Origin of the sequence: Streptomyces sp. L-9-10 (assembly GCF_004151105.1) — a bacterium.
Lineage (GTDB): Bacteria > Actinomycetota > Actinomycetes > Streptomycetales > Streptomycetaceae > Streptomyces.
Window position 1 is genome coordinate 91,826 of record NZ_PHRF01000095.1, and the last position, 16,004, is coordinate 107,829.

Sequence of the window (16,004 nt, forward strand, 5' to 3'; positions counted from 1 at the left end):
CGGACCCCCGCCACCGGGCCGCCCGCTCCCCCGGCCCGGCTCCGCGCGCCCCGCCGTCCGCCCGCCCCCGGGTCCTCCGGCCGCTCAGAGCCGGACGATGACCAGGGCCGTGTCGTCGGTGGCCCCACTGGGTGGGAGCAGGTCGAGCAGGAGCTCGTCGGCGAGGGCTTCCGGGGCGGCGCCCCGGTGGCGGGCGAGGGAGCCGGCGAGGCGGGCCAGGCCGGTGTCGATGTCCTCGCCGCGTCGTTCGATCAGACCGTCGGTGTAGAGGACGAGGGTGTCGCCCTCGTCGAAGGCGGTGGCGGCCTGGGGGCGGGAGGCGTGGTCGGGGCGGGCGCCGAGCGGGGGGTCGGTGGCCCGGTCCAGGAACTCGACGCCGCCGTCCGTGTGCGCCAGGACCGGCGGGGGGTGCCCGGCGCTGCTGTAGGCGAGGGTGTGACTGTCCCAGTCGATGGAGATCTCCACGGCGGTGGTGGACTCGGCGCCGTCGACGGAGCGGGCGTACAGGCCGAGGACGTCCAGGGCCTCGGCCGGGCCGCCGGCGACACGGGAGGCGGCGCTGAGCGCGCTGCGCAGCAGGCCCATGACGCCGGCGGCGTGCAGTCCGTGGCCGACGACATCGCCCACGGCGACGCCCATGCGGTCCCCGGGCAGGTCGATGAGGTCGTACCAGTCGCCGCAGACGTTCAGGGTGCCGACGGCGGGCCGGTACCGTACGGCGGCCCGGTGGTGGCCCACGTCCGCGGGGTCGGGCAGCATCGCCTTCTGGAGGGCGAGGGCGACCTCGCGTTCGCGGGCGTGCGCCAGGCGCAGGCGTTCGTTGACCTCCTGGAGTTCGCGGGCGCGGGTGTAGAGCTCGGCTTCGAGCACGCGGATGGTCGAGGTGTCGGAGGCGCTGCGGGCCTTGATGAGCTGGGTGACCTCCTCGACCCGGTGCACCACCAGGGCGACGCGGCCGTCGGGTCCGAACAGCGGGACGTTGACCGGGCTCCAGTAGCGTTCCTCCCACTCGCCGGGCCGCTCCTCGCAGTGGACGTCGTAGCGCTGCAGGGCCATGGCGTCGCGCTCGCCGGTGGCCACCACGCGCCGCAGCGAGGCGCCCAGGTTGCGCACGCCGCTGGCGCCGGGGTCGTCCGGGTTGTCGGGGAACACGTCGAACAGATACCGGCCGATCACCTGCTCGCGGGTGCGCCCGGCGGAGAGCAGGTAGGCCTCGTTCGCGTCCGCGTAGACCAGCTCGGGTGTCAGCAGCGCGACCATGCCGGGCAGCACCTGGAACACCGCCGTGTAGTCGATCACCGCGTCCGTCATGCTGTGCCCGCCTTCAGCGCCCATCACCACCAGGCCGCTCATCCACGATAGGAGCACCTGGGCGGGCGTGCCGGACAACCCGGTCGGCACCCGGTCGGCGGCAGGCGCCCTCTGCTAGAATTGGTCTATACCACAAACGCCTCATTTCCAGATTGGCAGGGTCCAGCGTGGAAGTTGTCATCGTCCCGAACGCCGCCGCAGGTGGCGAGCTGATCGCGGACAGCATCGCCGGCCTGCTGCGCCGCAAGCCCGGCGCTCTGCTCGGCGTGGCCACCGGCTCGACCCCCCTGCCCGTCTACCAGGCACTGACGGCCAAGGTGCGCGCCGGTGAGGTGGACGCCTCGCGCGCGCGGATAGCCCAGCTGGACGAGTACGTGGGGCTGCCCGCGGGCCACCCCGAGTCGTACCGCTCCGTGGTCCTGCGCCAGGTCGTCGAGCCGCTGGGACTGAGCGAGGGTTCCTTCCTCGGCCCGGACGGCGCAGCCGAGGACGTCCAGGCGGCGTGCGAGGCGTACGACCGCGCGCTGAGCGAGGCCGGCGGTGTGGATCTCCAGCTGCTCGGCATCGGTACGGACGGGCACATCGGCTTCAACGAGCCCTGCTCCTCGCTCGCCTCGCGTACCCGCATCAAGACGCTGACGCGGCAGACCCGTGAGGACAACGCGCGCTTCTTCGACAGCCCCGAGGAGGTGCCGCACCATGTGATCACGCAGGGCATCGGCACCATCCTGGAGGCCCGCCATCTGGTGCTGCTCGCCACCGGCGAGGGCAAGGCGGAGGCGGTCGCGCAGGCCGTCGAGGGCCCGGTCGCCGCGCTCGTACCGGCCTCCGCGCTCCAGCTCCACCCGCACGCCACGGTCGTCGTGGACGAGGCGGCGGCGTCCCGGCTGAAGCTCGCCGACTACTTCCGCGCCACGTTCGCGTCCAAGCCGGACTGGCAGGGCATCTGAGACCCCCGCCCCACCCGCCGCACACGACGGTGCCGGGCCGCCCCCGCGAAGGGGCGGCCCGGCACCGTCGTCTCAGAACCGGAACAGGAACCGGTCGCGTACGGTCACTCCCGGCGGCCCGTGATGACCTCCGCGGCGGCCTGTCCGCAGACCCGCGCGGCGCCATGGGTCGCGATGTGCAGCGCGCCCCTGGGCTCCGCCTCGTTCACGCCCATCTCGACCACGAACGTCCCCGGGCGGGCGGCCAGCACGGCGTCCAGCGCGTCGGACATCCAGCGGTGGCGGTGCGCGTCGCGCACGACGGCGACGATCGTACGGTCACCGGCGGCGGCGAGCAGTTCGCCGGCCAGCGCGACCGGGTCCTTGCCGGCCGCTCCCGCGCCGCTGTACGAGCCCGTCTCCGTACCGGGGAGCAGCCGCCCCAGCTCCGCCGCGACGCCCCACGGAGTCTCCTCACCGACGGCGATGTTCGCGACGGGGGTGAACGCGGCGACGTACGGCGCTTCCGTGAGCGGCTCCGCGCTGCCCGTCACCCGCACGGCGCGGCGGGCCGCGACGAGGCCGATCCCGGTGTCCGTCACGAGGGCGGACGCGGTGCCGGGCGCGGTCCCCTCCTGCGAATCCGCGCCCGGCTCCGAAGCCCCCCTGACCCGACGCGTCCAGTCGGCGAGGCCGCGCACCCGCGCGGCCGCGTCGGCCATTCGCTCCTCGGGCAGTTCGCCGTTCCGTACCGCCGCCACCAGCGCGTCGCGCAGCCGCAGCACGGTGTCCTCGTCCGCCAGGCCGCCGCCGACGCAGATGGCGTCGGCGCCCGCGGCGATCGCGAGGACGGAGCCGCGCTCGATCCCGTACGCCGAGGCGATGGCCTGCATCTCCATGCCGTCGGTGATGATCGGGCCCTGGAAGCCCAGCTCCTCGCGGAGCAGACCGGTGAGGATCCGTCGGCTGAGGGTCGCCGGGCGGTCCGGGTCGAGCGCGGGAAGCAGGATATGCGCACTCATGACCGATTTGGAACCCGCCGCGATGGCCGCGCGGAAAGGCAGCAGGTCACGGGCGTTCACTGTGTCCAGGTCCACGTCGATACGGGGCATCGCGTGGTGCGAGTCGACGGAGGTGTCGCCGTGTCCGGGGAAGTGCTTGGTGCAGGCGGCGACCCCGGCGCTCTGGAGCCCCTCCACATACGCGGCGGTGTGCCGGGCCACCAGTGGCGTGTCGGCACCGAAGGACCGTACGCCGATGACGGGGTTGTCCTGGTTGGAGTTCACATCGGCCGAGGGGGCCCAGTTGAGGTTGACCCCGCACGCGGCGAGGCGCCGGCCCAGCTCCCGGGCGACGGCCCGGGTGAGGTCCACGTCGTCGACGGTGCCCAGGGCGTAGTTGCCGGGGAAGGAGGAACCGTGCCCGACCTCCAGACGGGTGACGTCGCCGCCTTCCTCGTCGATCGCGACGAGGACGTCGTCCCGCTCGGCCCGCAGCCGCTCGGTGAGCGCGGCGAGCTGCTCGGGCGAGGCGATGTTGCGGCCGAAGAGCCCGACGGAGGAGAGGCCCTCGCCGAGACGGCGCAGCAGCCAGTCGGGGGCGGTGGTGCCGAGGAAGCCGGGCTGGAGCACGGCGAGCGCGTCGCGGGTGAGGGTGTCCGTACTGCTTACAAGTGTGGTCATCGGCGGTCCTAGCCCTTCACTGCGCCGGAGGTGAGGCCGGTTGCCATGTACTTCTGCACCAGGAGGAAGAAGGCCACGACCGGGATGGCGATCAGGGTCGAGGCGGCCATCAGGGCCCCGTAGTCGATACCGCGCGAGGTGGTGAAGTTCATCAGCCACACGTTCAGCGTGTACTTGTCGTTGTCCTGGAGGACGACATAGGCGAGGAGGTACTCGTTCCACGCCGTGATCAGGGAGAAGATCGCCGCCGCGGCGAGACCGGGGGCGAGCAGCGGGAAGGTCACCCGCCAGAAGGCGCCCATCCGGCTGCAGCCGTCCACCATCGCTGACTCCTCCAGCTCCGGCGGGATGTTGACGATGAAGCCGCGGATCATCCAGGTCGCGAAGGGCAGCGTCGAGACCAGGTAGATGACGATGACGCCCCAGTACTCGTTCAGCCCGCCCAGGTCGTTGAGCTGGATGTAGATGGGGATCAGCATCGCGGTCGGCGGCAGCAGCTGCACGACGAGCAGCACGATCATGAAGAACTTGCGGCCGCGGAAGCGGAAGCGGCCGATGGCGAAGGCGGCGATGGTGGCGAGCAGCATGCCGCCGATGACCGCGACGCCGCAGACGATCAGGCTGGACTGGATGGCCGTGCCGAAGTTCGGCTGGTCGATGGCCCGCTGGAAGTTGTCGAGGGTGAGCGACGAGGGCCAGAGGGTCTGGTCGTAGCTGCGGATCTCGTGGTTCGGCCGCAGGGCGCTGATGAGCAGCCAGTACACCGGGAAGGCCATGAGGACGAACACGGCCAGGCCCAGGATGTTGTAGACGAGCCGGTTCTTCTTGCGGTCCTGGCGCAGGACCTGGCCGGTCCCGGGCGCGGTGCCCCGCTCGGTGTCCGGGCGGAGGGCCTGGGAGGTGGAGGCGCTCATTCGACCTCTCCGATCTTGAGCAGCTGACGCAGGTAGTACACGGCGACACCGGAGAGCAGCAGGACCGTGATGAGGGAGATGGCCGCACCCTGGCTGAACGAGTTGGACTCGAAGGCCTTCTCGAACGAGTAGATCCCGAGGACCGAGTACTCCGGCTCCGGCTTGTTGCCGCGGATCAGGAAGATCTGGCCGAAGATATTGAAGTCCCAGAGGACGGACAGCGTGGCCACCATCTGGAACACCGGTTTGATGACCGGCCAGGTGACATAGCGGAAGACCCCGGCCACGCCCGCGCCGTCGAGGGACGCGGCCTCCTCCAGCTCTCGGGGGACCTGGGTGAGCGCCGCGTAGAGCGTGACGGCGACGAAGGGGATGGCGCCCCAGACGACGACGGCCCCGATGATGAGGAAGCCCTGCTTGGGGTCGAGGAACCAGTTGTGGCCCTGGGCGTCGATCCCGAGGTACTTGGTCAGCACCATGTTCAGGACGCCGTAGTCGGAGTCGGCGAACCAGCGGAAGATGGATGTCGCCACCAGCAGCGGCATCGACCAGGCGGCCACCAGCGCCGCGGTGAGCAGCAGTCGCACCCAGGTGTCCATGCGCTGCATCAGCATGGAGATGCCGAGCCCGATACCCATCGTGGCCACCACACAGGCGACCATGAAGATGATGGTCCGCCAGACGACGGCCCAGAACTCGCCGTCGCCGAGGATGTTGGTGAACTGCTCGAAACCCACCCAGGGGGCGGCCTCCCCGGTCCACAGCTCACGGCGGCCGACGTCCTGGAAGGACATGAGGATCGTCTTGATGAGCGGCCAGACGAAGACGGCGGCGATCGCGACGAACGCGGGAGCTATCAGGAGATACGGCAGCAGCGCGCCGGCCTTGCGCCGCTTGCGCTGCCCGCCCGCGGGCGGCTGGGAGCCGGATCTCTCGGCGACGCGTGCGACGGCTACCGGAGGGTCGGCTGCTTTCATGTCGGCGGCACTCACTGTGCTGGCCTTCCGTTCGGACCTGGTACCGGAGGACGGGGGGCGGCGGAGCCCTCGCGGGCCTGCCACCCCCCGTAGGCGATCAACAGAGTCGGAGACAAAGGAGTCGGGGACTCAGAGCCTTGCCGGACTCAGGATTCTTCGTTGATCAGCTGGTTGATCTCCGCGTCGGCCGCCTTCGTGGCGTCGGCCACCGACTTGCCCTTGATGATGTCGAGCAGCATCACCTCAAGGGTTTCCTTCTTCTCGATGGCCGTCCAGCCCGGGGCGATCGGCGTGAACCAGGCGTCGGGGACGGCGTTGGCGATCGGCGCGGTCTCCGGCTTCGCCTTCAGCGGCTCCAGCTGCTTGGTGTTGTTCGGCAGGATGTTCTTGGAGGCGAGGACCTCCTGCGACTTGCCGCTGGTGAAGGCCGCGATCCACTCCTCGCCGAGGTCCTGGACCTTGGACTTGGAGATGGTGGCGAGGTCGGAGCCGCCGATGAAGGACGGCAGGGCCTTGCCGTCGGGGCCGGGCATACCGGCCGTGCCGATCTTGTCCTTCAGCTTCGGGTTGCCGTTGGCGGCGGAGTCGACGACGCTGCCGGCCTCCCAGCCGTTGCCGTAGAGGAGCGCGGTCTTCTCGTTGGCCATGACGTTGGCGTGGTCCGCCTCGTCCTTGGTCTTGTCGCCGTGGTTGTACTTCTTCACCAGGTCGACGAAGTGCTGGATGCCCTTCTGGGCCTCCGGCGTGGAGAGGGTGGCCTTCCACTCCTTCGCGCCCTCGTCGTACTCGGCTATCCGGCCGCCGTACGCCGCGACGTAGGACATGGCGGCGTACCAGTAACGGCCCGGCAGGTAGAGCGGCGAGAACGCCTTGTCCTTGCCGTACTTGGTGCCGACCTTGTCGAGCGCCGCGGTCAGCTCGGCCTCGGTGGTGGGCAGCTGGTCCGAGCCGGTGCCGGCCTTGAACATGTCCTTGTTGTAAATGGCCACGCGCGCACCGGCGTAGTAGGGCACGCAGTACTGCTTGCCCTCGAAGGCGCAGGTGTCCTTCAGACCCTTGATCCAGGTGTCCGAGTTCTCGTACTTCTTCGGGTCGATCTCGCCGAGCGCACCGTTGAGGATGTACGTCATGGTCTCGGTGTTGCCGAGCTCGACGACGTCGGGGTACTTGTCGCCGGCCAGCGCCGCGTCGAGCTTCTTGGCCTTGTCCGCCCACTGCTGGTACTGGACCTTGACCGTCACATTCGGATACTTCGCCTTGAACTGCGCGTTGACATCCTTGACCAGCTCCGGCCAGGTGCTCTGCGCGTCCGACATGAGCCAGACGGTCAGCGTCTCCTTACGGTCCTTGGGATCCTTGGACGCCGTGCCCTCATCCGAACCACACGCGGCAAGTCCGACCATCATGCCCGCGACGCCGACCGCCGCGATGAGCTTGCGCTTCACGCCACCCTCCTCAGGGATGCTGCAACCCCTGCCCACCGCGAAGACCGCGAAGACTTACGACGAGTACTGCTGGGGCTGGGACCTGGTCTTTAATGGTTTAGACCAGTACGGGGAGCTTGGCCTAGACCTTTAGGGGTGTCAAGGGTGTATAAGAAGGGCAGTCGTGTCCGTTATCGGACCGACACCTGAGGCAGGGCGACTACCCGTGGCCGGACCGTGCCACCATGTGAGCCGCGACAGACGGAGGAGCCGGTGACGGCAGCAGCGCAGGAGTCGGGAAGGCAGGCCATGGCCACGGACGGGGGCGGTACGGAGACCGAGGGCGGACCCGCCACCCGCACGGCCCGCGTGCCCAAGTACTACCGGTTGAAGCGGCACTTGCTCGACATGACGGAGACGCTGCCGCCGGGTACGCCGGTGCCTCCGGAGCGTACGCTCGCCGCCGAGTTCGACACCTCGCGCACCACCGTGCGCCAGGCGCTCCAGGAGCTGGTGGTCGAGGGCCGGCTCGAACGCATCCAGGGCAAGGGCACGTTCGTCGCCAAGCCCAAGGTCTCGCAGGCGCTCCAGCTCACCTCGTACACCGAGGACATGCGGGCCCAGGGCCTGGAGCCGACCTCGCAGTTGCTGGACATCGGCTATGTCACCGCCGACGACACCCTGGCCGGGCTGCTGGACATCACCACCGGCGGGCGCGTGCTGCGGATCGAGCGGCTGCGGCTGGCCAGTGGCGAGCCGATGGCCATCGAGACCACCCACCTTTCGGCCAAGCGCTTCCCCGCGCTGCGCCGCTCGCTCGTCAAGTACACCTCTCTCTACACGGCGTTGGCGGAGGTGTACGACGTGCATCTGGCCGAGGCCGAGGAGACCATCGAGACCTCGCTGGCCACCCCCCGCGAGGCGGGACTGCTCGGTACGGATGTCGGGCTGCCGATGCTGATGCTCTCGCGGCACTCCCTGGACGCGGCCGGCGAGCCGGTGGAGTGGGTGCGGTCCGTCTACCGGGGCGACCGCTACAAGTTCGTGGCCAGGCTGAAGCGCCCGGCCCACTGACAGCGCCCGGCCCGCTGACAGCGCGCCGCCCCGGCGCCCGCCGGGGCGGCGCGGCCCCCGGCACACACCCCTGCCCGCATACCGTTGCCGTAACGAGATGCGGTCAAGGGGTGACGCTGACCAGCGCCTTCGCTTAGATTTCCTGCTCATTACCACAGGCGATCATCGAGGGAACGGAGCCGCGGTGTCAGAAGTTCCGGAGGAGAAACGACCCCCCACGGTCACCCCTGCGCGGGTGATCATCGCCCTCTGTCTCCTGGCGCCCTTCGTGGCCATGCTGTGGGTCGGGTCCTACGCGAAGATCGAGCCGACCTTCATCGGCATCCCCTTCTTCTACTGGTACCAGATGCTCTGGGTGCCGGTCTCGGCGGTGCTCACGATGACCGCCTACCAGCTGTGGAAGCGTGACCAGCGCTCCCGCAAGGGAGGTGCGTCGGCATGAAGGACGGCGTGAACGGCGTGGCACTCGCCGTTTTCATCTTCTTCTTCGTGGCCGTCACGGTCATGGGGTTCCTGGCGGCCCGCTGGCGCAAGGCCGCCAACGAGAACAGCCTCGACGAATGGGGCCTGGGCGGCCGGTCGTTCGGCACCTGGGTCACCTGGTTCCTGCTCGGCGGCGACCTCTACACGGCGTACACCTTCGTGGCCGTACCGGCGGCGATCTACGCGGCGGGCGCGGCCGGCTTCTTCGCCGTGCCGTACACGATCCTGGTCTACCCGCTGATCTTCACCTTCCTGCCCCGGCTCTGGTCGGTGTCGCACAAGCACGGCTACGTCACCACCTCGGACTTCGTACGGGGCCGGTTCGGCTCGAAGGGCCTGTCGCTGGCGGTCGCCGTCACCGGCATCCTCGCCACGATGCCGTACATCGCGCTCCAGCTCGTCGGCATCCAGGCGGTACTGGACGTGATGGGCGTCGGCGGCGGTGAGAACACCCACTGGTTCATCAAGGACCTGCCGCTGCTGATCGCCTTCGGTGTGCTCGCCGCGTACACCTACTCGTCGGGGCTGCGGGCGCCCGCGCTGATCGCCTTCGTCAAGGACACGCTGATCTACATCGTGATCGTCGTGGCGATCATCTACATCCCCATCAAACTGGGCGGGTTCGACGACATCTTCGCCAAGGCGGGCGACGCCTTCGCGCAGACCAACCCGGCGACCGGCCAGCCACGCGGCTCGCTCGCGCCGGGCGAGGCCGGGCAGTGGGGCTACGCCACGCTGGCGCTCGGTTCCGCGCTCGCGCTCTTCATGTATCCGCACTCCATCACGGCGACGCTCTCCAGCCGCAGCCGTGAGGTGATCCGGCGCAACACCACGATCCTGCCGCTGTACTCACTGATGCTGGGTCTGCTGGCGCTGCTCGGCTTCATGGCGATCGCCGCCGGAATCAAGGTGGACAACGGACAGCTGGCGATCCCGCAGCTCTTCGAGACGATGTTCCCCGACTGGTTCGCCGGGGTGGCCTTCGCGGCCATCGGCATCGGCGCGCTGGTGCCTGCCGCGATCATGTCGATCGCCGCGGCGAACCTCTTCACCCGCAACATCTACAAGGACTTCCTCAAGCCGGACGCCACGCCCGAGCAGGAGACCAAGGTCTCGAAGCTGGTCTCCCTGCTGGTGAAGGTGGGCGCGCTGGCCTTCGTCCTGACCATGGACAAGACGGTCGCGATCAACTTCCAGCTGCTGGGCGGGATCTGGATCCTCCAGACGATGCCGGCGCTGGTCGGCGGCCTGTTCACCCGCTGGTTCCACCGCTGGGCGCTGCTCGCGGGCTGGGCGGTCGGCATGATCTACGGCACGGCTGCGGCGTACGGCGTGGCCAGCCCGACCCAGGCGCACTTCGGCGGCTCGTCCAAGGAGATCCCCGGCCTGGGCGAGATCGGCTACATCGGCCTCACCGCGTTCGTCCTCAACCTGGTGGTCACGGTGGTGCTCACCTTCGCCCTTCGCGCGGCCAAGGCGCCGGAGGGCACGGACGAGACGAGCCCCGCCGACTACACGGCGGACGCGGGCGATCCGGGCGTGAAGGTCGAACTCCCCGCGGCGACCTCGGGCGGCCCCGGAGGCCACTGACGGGTTGTCGTACGGCTCGACGGGCCGCCGGATCCCTTGGTACGAGGGGGATCCGGCGGCCTTTCGCTGTCCGCGCGGGCCCGAACGGACAGACGCACGACACAACATCTGGGGGGTGGCACCCGAGCCAGCCCCCACATGTATGCTCGACCTCGCTGTCACGCAGGGGAATCCGGTGCGAATCCGGAACTGTCCCGCAACGGTGTGATGTGGTGTGCTTTGCCGTACCCACGAGTCCGAACACCTGCCGACAGTGCGTCCGGTTCGACCGAATCGGACGCCGAGACGTCCGGGCCTCGTGGATGGGCCGGTGGGCGCCGTACGCCGTGCTGCCCGGATCCGGGCCGTGCGCTCCGTACCGCGAGAACAAGCCCGCTCCCTTTCCCGACGGCCCAGAGCCGAGCGAGGGAGAGCACCACGTGACCATCGCGCCAGCCGATCCGGCTTCAGGCATCACCGAGGCCGCCGCGCGGGCGGCCGACGGCCCCGGGACCGCGCTGCTGCGGACCCTGACGGACCTGACCGCCGATCTGCCCGACACCGACCCCGGAAGAGTCGCCGCCGCCGCGCTGCGCGGCCGTAACGCCCGGTCGGACGAGGCCGAGCTGCGCGCGCTCGCCACCGAGGCGGCGGCGGGGCTCATCTCGGAGGACCCCGCCTACTCCCGGCTCGCGGCGAGGCTGCTGACCCGCACCATCGCCGACGAGGCCGCGGGCCAGGGCGCCGTGGCGTTCTCCGCGTCCGTCGCCACCGGCCACCGCGAGGGCCTGATCGCGGACCGTACGGCCTCCTTCGTCACGCTCCACGCCGACGTCCTCGACGCGCTCATCGACCAGCACGCCGACGACCGCTTCGGCTACTTCGGGCTGCGGACCCTCTACAGCCGCTATCTGCTCCGCCACCCGATCACCCGCCAGGTCATCGAGACCCCGCAGCACTTCATGCTGCGCGTGGCCGCCGGACTGGCCGAGGACGAGAGCGCCCGCGCGCTCGACGAGGTCGCCGCGCTCTACCGGCTGATGAGCCGGCTGGACTACCTCCCCTCCTCCCCCACCCTCTTCAACTCCGGTACGCGCCACCCGCAGATGTCCTCCTGCTATCTGCTGGACTCCCCGCTGGACGAGCTGGACTCGATCTACGACCGGTACCACCAGGTGGCGCGGCTCTCCAAGCACGCGGGCGGCATCGGGCTCTCGTACTCCCGTATCCGCTCGCGCGGTTCGCTGATCCGGGGCACCAACGGGCACTCCAACGGCATCGTCCCGTTCCTGCGCACCCTCGACTCCTCGGTCGCGGCCGTCAACCAGGGCGGCCGGCGCAAGGGCGCCGCCTGCGTCTACCTGGAGACCTGGCACGCGGACCTGGAGGAGTTCCTGGAGCTGCGCGACAACACCGGCGAGGACGCCCGCCGTACGCACAACCTGAACCTCGCGCACTGGATCCCGGACGAGTTCATGCGCCGGGTCGAGTCGGACGGCGACTGGTCCCTCTTCTCCCCCGCCGACGTGCCGGAACTGGTCGACCTGTGGGGCGACGCGTTCGACACGCGGTACCGCGAGGCGGAGGCCGCGGGACTGGCGCGCAGGACCGTCCCGGCCCGGGAGCTGTACGGCCGGATGATGCGTACCCTCGCCCAGACCGGCAACGGCTGGATGACCTTCAAGGACGCCTCGAACCGTACGGCGAACCAGACCGCCGAGCCCGGCCGCGTCGTCCACTCGTCCAATCTCTGCACGGAGATCCTGGAGGTGACGGACGACGGGGAGACGGCCGTCTGCAACCTCGGCTCCATCAACCTCGGTGCGTTCGTGCTGGAGTCGGGGGACATCGACTGGGAGCGGCTGGACGAGACGGTCCGTACGGCCGTGACCTTCCTCGACCGGGTCGTGGACATCAACTTCTACCCGACCGAGCAGGCCGGCAACTCCAACGCGAAGTGGCGCCCGGTGGGCCTGGGCGCGATGGGCCTCCAGGACGTCTTCTTCAAGAAGCGGCTGCCCTTCGACTCCGCCGAGGCCGCCGCCCTCTCCACGAAGATCGCCGAGCGGATCATGCTCGCCGCGTACGAGGCGTCCTGCGCGCTCGCCGAGCGCGACGGCCCGCTCCCCGCCTGGTCCGAGACGCGCGCCGCGCGTGGGGTGCTGCACCCCGACCACTACGACGTGGAGCTGAACTGGCCTGAGCGCTGGGACGCGCTGCGCGCCCGGATCGCCACGACCGGCATGCGGAACTCGCTGCTCCTCGCCATCGCCCCGACGGCGACGATCGCCTCGATCGCGGGCGTGTACGAGTGCATCGAGCCGCAGGTCTCCAACCTCTTCAAGCGCGAGACGCTCTCCGGCGAGTTCCTCCAGGTCAACTCGTACCTGGTGGACGAACTGAAGCGGCTCGGCGTCTGGGACGCGCAGACGCGCGAGGCGCTGCGCGAGTCGAGCGGCTCGGTGGCGGGCTTCACCTGGATCCCGGCGGAGGTGCGCGAGCTGTTCCGCACGGCGTGGGAGATCCCGCAGCGCGGCCTGATCGACATGGCGGCGGCCCGTACGCCGTTCCTCGACCAGAGCCAGTCGCTGAACCTGTTCCTGGAGACGCCGACCATCGGGAAGCTCAGCTCGATGTACGCGTACGCCTGGAAGAAGGGCCTGAAGACCACGTACTACCTGCGCTCGCGCCCGGCGACGCGTATCGCGCGGGCGGCAGGGGGGTCGTCGGCGGCCCGGCCGGCGCCCGTGCCCGTACCCGCGCAGATGACGCCCGACGAGGACGCCATCGCCTGTTCCCTGGAAAACCCCGAGTCCTGCGAGGCCTGCCAGTAATGACCACTTCGGAAAAGAACCTGCTGGACCCGGGCTTCGAGCTGACACTGCGGCCCATGCGCTACCCGGACTTCTACGAGCGCTACCGCGACGCGATCAAGAACACCTGGACGGTGGAGGAGGTCGACCTGCACTCCGACGTCGCCGACCTCGCCAAGCTCTCCCCCGGCGAGCAGCACATGATCGGGCGGCTGGTCGCGTTCTTCGCGACGGGCGACTCGATCGTGTCGAACAACCTGGTGCTGACGCTGTACAAGCACATCAACTCCCCCGAGGCGCGGCTCTATCTCTCCCGCCAGCTCTTCGAGGAGGCCGTGCACGTCCAGTTCTATCTGACGCTGCTGGACACGTATCTGCCCGATCCGGAGGACCGCGCGGCGGCCTTCGACGCGGTGGAGGAGATCCCGTCGATCCGCGAGAAGGCTCAGTTCTGCTTCAAGTGGATGGACTCAGTCGAGACGATCGACCGCCTGGAGTCGAAGGCGGACCGCCGGCGCTTCCTGCTGAACCTGATCTGCTTCGCGGCCTGTATCGAGGGGCTGTTCTTCTACGGCGCGTTCGCGTACGTCTACTGGTTCCGCTCGCGCGGCCTGCTGCACGGCCTGGCCACCGGCACCAACTGGGTGTTCCGTGACGAGACGATGCACATGAACTTCGCGTTCGAGGTCGTGGACACGGTCCGCAAGGAGGAGCCCGACCTCTTCGACGACGCGCTGGAGCGGCAGGTCACGGACATGCTGAAGGAAGCGGTCGAGGCGGAGCTGCAATTCGGCCGGGACCTGTGCGGCGACGGCCTGCCGGGCATGAACACCGAGTCGATGCGCGAGTACCTGGAGTGCGTCGCGGACCAGCGCCTCCAGCGGCTGGGCTTCCCGACGGTCTACGGCTCGCAGAATCCGTTCTCCTTCATGGAGCTCCAGGGCGTCCAGGAGCTGACGAACTTCTTCGAGCGCCGCCCGTCGGCGTACCAGGTCGCGGTCGAGGGCACGGTCGGCTTCGACGACGACTTCTAGGCCCGCGCGTCCAGGCGCTGGTAATCCACCTCGGCCCAGACGGTCTTGGTGGTGTACGCATCACGCACGCTCCACCCCCACCGGTCGGCGTACGCGGCGACGAGCAGCAGCCCGCGCCCGTTGGTCACGTCCGGTGGGGGCGGCGGCGTCAGCCCCGGAACCCGGGGAAGCCGGTCGGGCCGGGTATCGAGGACCTCGACCCGCACGACGACCGCCGAGAGCGCCAGCCGCACCTCGAAGTCCCGCCCGGGGGTACGGCCATGGGTGACGGCGTTCGCGGCCAGCTCCGCGACGACGGCGACGACCACGGCGCCGGTGGCCGTCGCTCGCGGAATCCCCCACTCCTCCAACTGCTGCGCGGCGAGCAACCGCGCGAGCCGCGCGCCGCGATGGCTGGAACTGAGCCTGATCCGAGACGGCGGATACAGGGGCGAAAGCGGCGGAGGAGCGGCGAGCTGGGCGGGGGCGGTCGGCTCCGTCGGGGCGACAAGGGAGGCAATTTCCGACTTCATAGGGTAACCGTCCCGTCACGCGGCTAGCGTGACCAGGGCGGACGGGCGTACCTGTACGGCGTGTACGACCAGGTTGCGTTTCTGTACGGGTCACGGGCAGTGACCGGTGCTCCGCCGCGCGTGTTTACACGTGAACCACATTCGCACATCGGCGCATTGGGGTGTGAGGCATGGGAACCAGCCGTCAGAAGAAGCAGCGGGCACAGGACGACGACCGGCCGGGCGTCTGGGTGGCGTACGGAAAGCTGGTCAAGCTCTGGCGTAACAAGTCCGGCCTGACACAGCAGGAACTCGCGGAGGCTGTGGGTTACTCATGCGACCAGCTCGCCTCGATCGAGCAGGGCCGGAGGCCGGCGAAGTCGGCGTTCACGGACGCGGCGGAGGTGGTTTTGAAGGCGGGCGGGACGCTGGCGGTGCTCCAGGACGACGTGGATCTGGCGAAACTTCCGGCGTTCTTCCAGGACTTCGCGCTGATCGAGACGGAGGCGGTCAGTCGGTTCTCGTCCGATCCACTGCTGATCCCGGGACTGCTCCAGACCGAGGACTACGCACGGGCGCTGTTCTCGGAGCACTGCCCGCCACTCAGCGACGAGATCATCGAGCAGCATGTGGAAGCCAGGCTCAGCCGACAGAAACTGCTGACGCGGACACCCATGGTGGAGACGTGCTTCATCGTCGGTGAGGCGGCCCTGACCAGCACGGTGGGTGACGACGATGTGATGAAGGCACAGCTTCAACACTTGCTGAAGCAAGGGCCGATGCGCAATGTCGAAATCCAGGTCATGCCTTCAGATCGCAGCTTCCACCCGGGACTCAGCGGACCTATGGTCATTGTGGAGACCCTGGAACACCGCCGGGTCGGATACATCGAGTCCCAGGGGGTGGGATTGGTGGTCACCGACGCAGCGACCGTCAGCGCCTTCGGCTTGCGCTATGGCAAGCTGCGCACGCAGGCACTGAATGTGGCGGAGTCTGCAGATCTGATCAAGCGCGTGGCAGGAGAAACATGAGCACTGAGCAGGTTGACGTCCGCCTCGCCCAACTGACGTGGTTCAAGAGCAGCTACAGCGGCCCGGAGGGCGGGGACTGCGTAGAAGTGGCCTGGTTCAAGAGCAGCTACAGCAATTCAGCTGGCGGAGACTGCGTAGAGGTAGCCGTCGCCCCCACCACCGTCCACATCCGCGACTCGAAGAACGCCCAGGGCCCCATACTCCACATCCCCGCCGCCCCCTGGACCGCCTTCCTCTCCTTCGCGACCATCGAGCCCCCCGTACCCGCCTGA

The 16,004-nt window shown here is 69.2% G+C and carries 14 protein-coding genes and 1 riboswitch; of the genes, 8 read left to right on the top strand and 6 right to left on the bottom strand.

Features of this window, described 5'->3' with window-relative positions:
• Positions 1 to 84 precede the first annotated feature (84 nt).
• Positions 85 to 1,311 (bottom strand): SpoIIE family protein phosphatase, encoded by a 1,227-nt coding sequence (locus CU044_RS21790; protein ID WP_129770888.1) that lies wholly within the window; start codon positions 1,309 to 1,311, stop codon positions 85 to 87.
• A 167-nt stretch (positions 1,312 to 1,478) separates the two neighbouring features.
• Between CU044_RS21790 and nagB the strand changes: the two genes are divergently transcribed.
• Positions 1,479 to 2,261: a glucosamine-6-phosphate deaminase gene (gene nagB, locus CU044_RS21795; protein WP_129770402.1), complete on the top strand. Its 783-nt coding sequence runs from the start codon at positions 1,479 to 1,481 to the stop codon at positions 2,259 to 2,261.
• Between the two features lie 104 nt (positions 2,262 to 2,365).
• Here nagB and CU044_RS21800 read toward each other — a convergent pair whose 3' ends face one another.
• The 4 genes from CU044_RS21800 to CU044_RS21815 all read right to left on the bottom strand — a co-directional run bounded on the left by CU044_RS21800 (position 2,366) and on the right by CU044_RS21815 (position 7,258).
• Entirely contained in the window at positions 2,366 to 3,922 is a 1,557-nt protein-coding gene (locus CU044_RS21800; protein ID WP_129770403.1) for a glycoside hydrolase family 3 protein, read from the bottom strand.
• An 8-nt stretch (positions 3,923 to 3,930) separates the two neighbouring features.
• Positions 3,931 to 4,836 carry a carbohydrate ABC transporter permease gene (locus tag CU044_RS21805; protein WP_129770404.1) on the bottom strand — a complete coding sequence of 302 codons (906 nt, stop codon included), beginning with the start codon at positions 4,834 to 4,836 and terminating at the stop codon, positions 3,931 to 3,933.
• Positions 4,833 to 5,828 carry a sugar ABC transporter permease gene (locus CU044_RS21810; RefSeq protein ID WP_193564033.1) on the bottom strand — a complete coding sequence of 332 codons (996 nt, stop codon included), beginning with the start codon at positions 5,826 to 5,828 and terminating at the stop codon, positions 4,833 to 4,835. The genes CU044_RS21805 and CU044_RS21810 overlap by 4 nt, the downstream gene beginning before the upstream one ends.
• 131 nt (positions 5,829 to 5,959) lie before the next feature.
• Positions 5,960 to 7,258, bottom strand: a complete 1,299-nt coding sequence (locus CU044_RS21815) for a sugar ABC transporter substrate-binding protein (protein ID WP_129770406.1) — start codon at positions 7,256 to 7,258, stop codon at positions 5,960 to 5,962.
• Between the two features lie 288 nt (positions 7,259 to 7,546).
• On the opposite strand from CU044_RS21815, the gene CU044_RS21820 reads away from it, so the two are divergent.
• The 5 genes from CU044_RS21820 (at position 7,547) to CU044_RS21840 (ending at position 14,210) form a co-directional block, all read left to right on the top strand.
• On the top strand, positions 7,547 to 8,311 hold the full coding sequence (locus CU044_RS21820; protein ID WP_129770889.1) for a GntR family transcriptional regulator: 765 nt from the start codon (positions 7,547 to 7,549) through the stop codon (positions 8,309 to 8,311).
• A 184-nt stretch (positions 8,312 to 8,495) separates the two neighbouring features.
• Positions 8,496 to 8,753 carry a DUF3311 domain-containing protein gene (locus tag CU044_RS21825; RefSeq protein ID WP_193564034.1) on the top strand — a complete coding sequence of 86 codons (258 nt, stop codon included), beginning with the start codon at positions 8,496 to 8,498 and terminating at the stop codon, positions 8,751 to 8,753.
• Complete coding sequence (locus tag CU044_RS21830; protein ID WP_129770408.1) at positions 8,750 to 10,384, top strand: sodium:solute symporter family protein; 1,635 nt, start codon at positions 8,750 to 8,752, stop codon at positions 10,382 to 10,384. The genes CU044_RS21825 and CU044_RS21830 overlap by 4 nt, the downstream gene beginning before the upstream one ends.
• A gap of 125 nt (positions 10,385 to 10,509) precedes the next feature.
• Positions 10,510 to 10,651, top strand: a riboswitch (cobalamin riboswitch).
• A gap of 152 nt (positions 10,652 to 10,803) precedes the next feature.
• Entirely contained in the window at positions 10,804 to 13,197 is a 2,394-nt protein-coding gene (locus CU044_RS21835) for a ribonucleoside-diphosphate reductase subunit alpha (RefSeq protein WP_129770409.1), read from the top strand.
• On the top strand, positions 13,197 to 14,210 hold the full coding sequence (locus CU044_RS21840) for a ribonucleotide-diphosphate reductase subunit beta (protein ID WP_193564035.1): 1,014 nt from the start codon (positions 13,197 to 13,199) through the stop codon (positions 14,208 to 14,210). The genes CU044_RS21835 and CU044_RS21840 overlap by 1 nt, the downstream gene beginning before the upstream one ends.
• Here the strand turns inward: CU044_RS21840 and CU044_RS21845 are convergent.
• Positions 14,207 to 14,722, bottom strand: coding sequence for an ATP-binding protein (locus CU044_RS21845; protein WP_129770410.1), 516 nt, complete (start codon positions 14,720 to 14,722; stop codon positions 14,207 to 14,209). The genes CU044_RS21840 and CU044_RS21845 overlap by 4 nt on opposite strands.
• Positions 14,723 to 14,892: 170 nt before the next feature.
• On the opposite strand from CU044_RS21845, the gene CU044_RS21850 reads away from it, so the two are divergent.
• Both CU044_RS21850 and CU044_RS21855 read left to right on the top strand, forming a co-directional pair.
• The gene (locus CU044_RS21850) at positions 14,893 to 15,732 is read left to right on the top strand and encodes a helix-turn-helix transcriptional regulator (RefSeq protein ID WP_129770411.1); all 840 of its coding nucleotides are present in this window, start codon (positions 14,893 to 14,895) and stop codon (positions 15,730 to 15,732) included.
• Positions 15,729 to 16,004 carry a DUF397 domain-containing protein gene (locus CU044_RS21855; RefSeq protein WP_129770412.1) on the top strand — a complete coding sequence of 92 codons (276 nt, stop codon included), beginning with the start codon at positions 15,729 to 15,731 and terminating at the stop codon, positions 16,002 to 16,004. The genes CU044_RS21850 and CU044_RS21855 overlap by 4 nt, the downstream gene beginning before the upstream one ends.

Bases quoted from the DNA above. Each gene is read 5' to 3' on its own strand.
- CU044_RS21790 (WP_129770888.1), bottom strand. From the start codon at position 1,311: ATGACGGACGCGGTGATCGACTACACGGCGGTGTTCCAGGTGCTGCCC.
- CU044_RS21800 (WP_129770403.1), bottom strand. From the start codon at position 3,922: ATGACCACACTTGTAAGCAGTACGGACACCCTCACCCGCGACGCGCTC.
- CU044_RS21805 (WP_129770404.1), bottom strand. From the start codon at position 4,836: ATGAGCGCCTCCACCTCCCAGGCCCTCCGCCCGGACACCGAGCGGGGC.
- CU044_RS21820 (WP_129770889.1), top strand. From the start codon at position 7,547: ATGGCCACGGACGGGGGCGGTACGGAGACCGAGGGCGGACCCGCCACC.
- CU044_RS21830 (WP_129770408.1), top strand. From the start codon at position 8,750: ATGAAGGACGGCGTGAACGGCGTGGCACTCGCCGTTTTCATCTTCTTC.
- CU044_RS21840 (WP_193564035.1), top strand. From the start codon at position 13,197: ATGACCACTTCGGAAAAGAACCTGCTGGACCCGGGCTTCGAGCTGACA.
- CU044_RS21845 (WP_129770410.1), bottom strand. From the start codon at position 14,722: ATGAAGTCGGAAATTGCCTCCCTTGTCGCCCCGACGGAGCCGACCGCC.
- CU044_RS21850 (WP_129770411.1), top strand. From the start codon at position 14,893: ATGGGAACCAGCCGTCAGAAGAAGCAGCGGGCACAGGACGACGACCGG.
- CU044_RS21855 (WP_129770412.1), top strand. From the start codon at position 15,729: ATGAGCACTGAGCAGGTTGACGTCCGCCTCGCCCAACTGACGTGGTTC.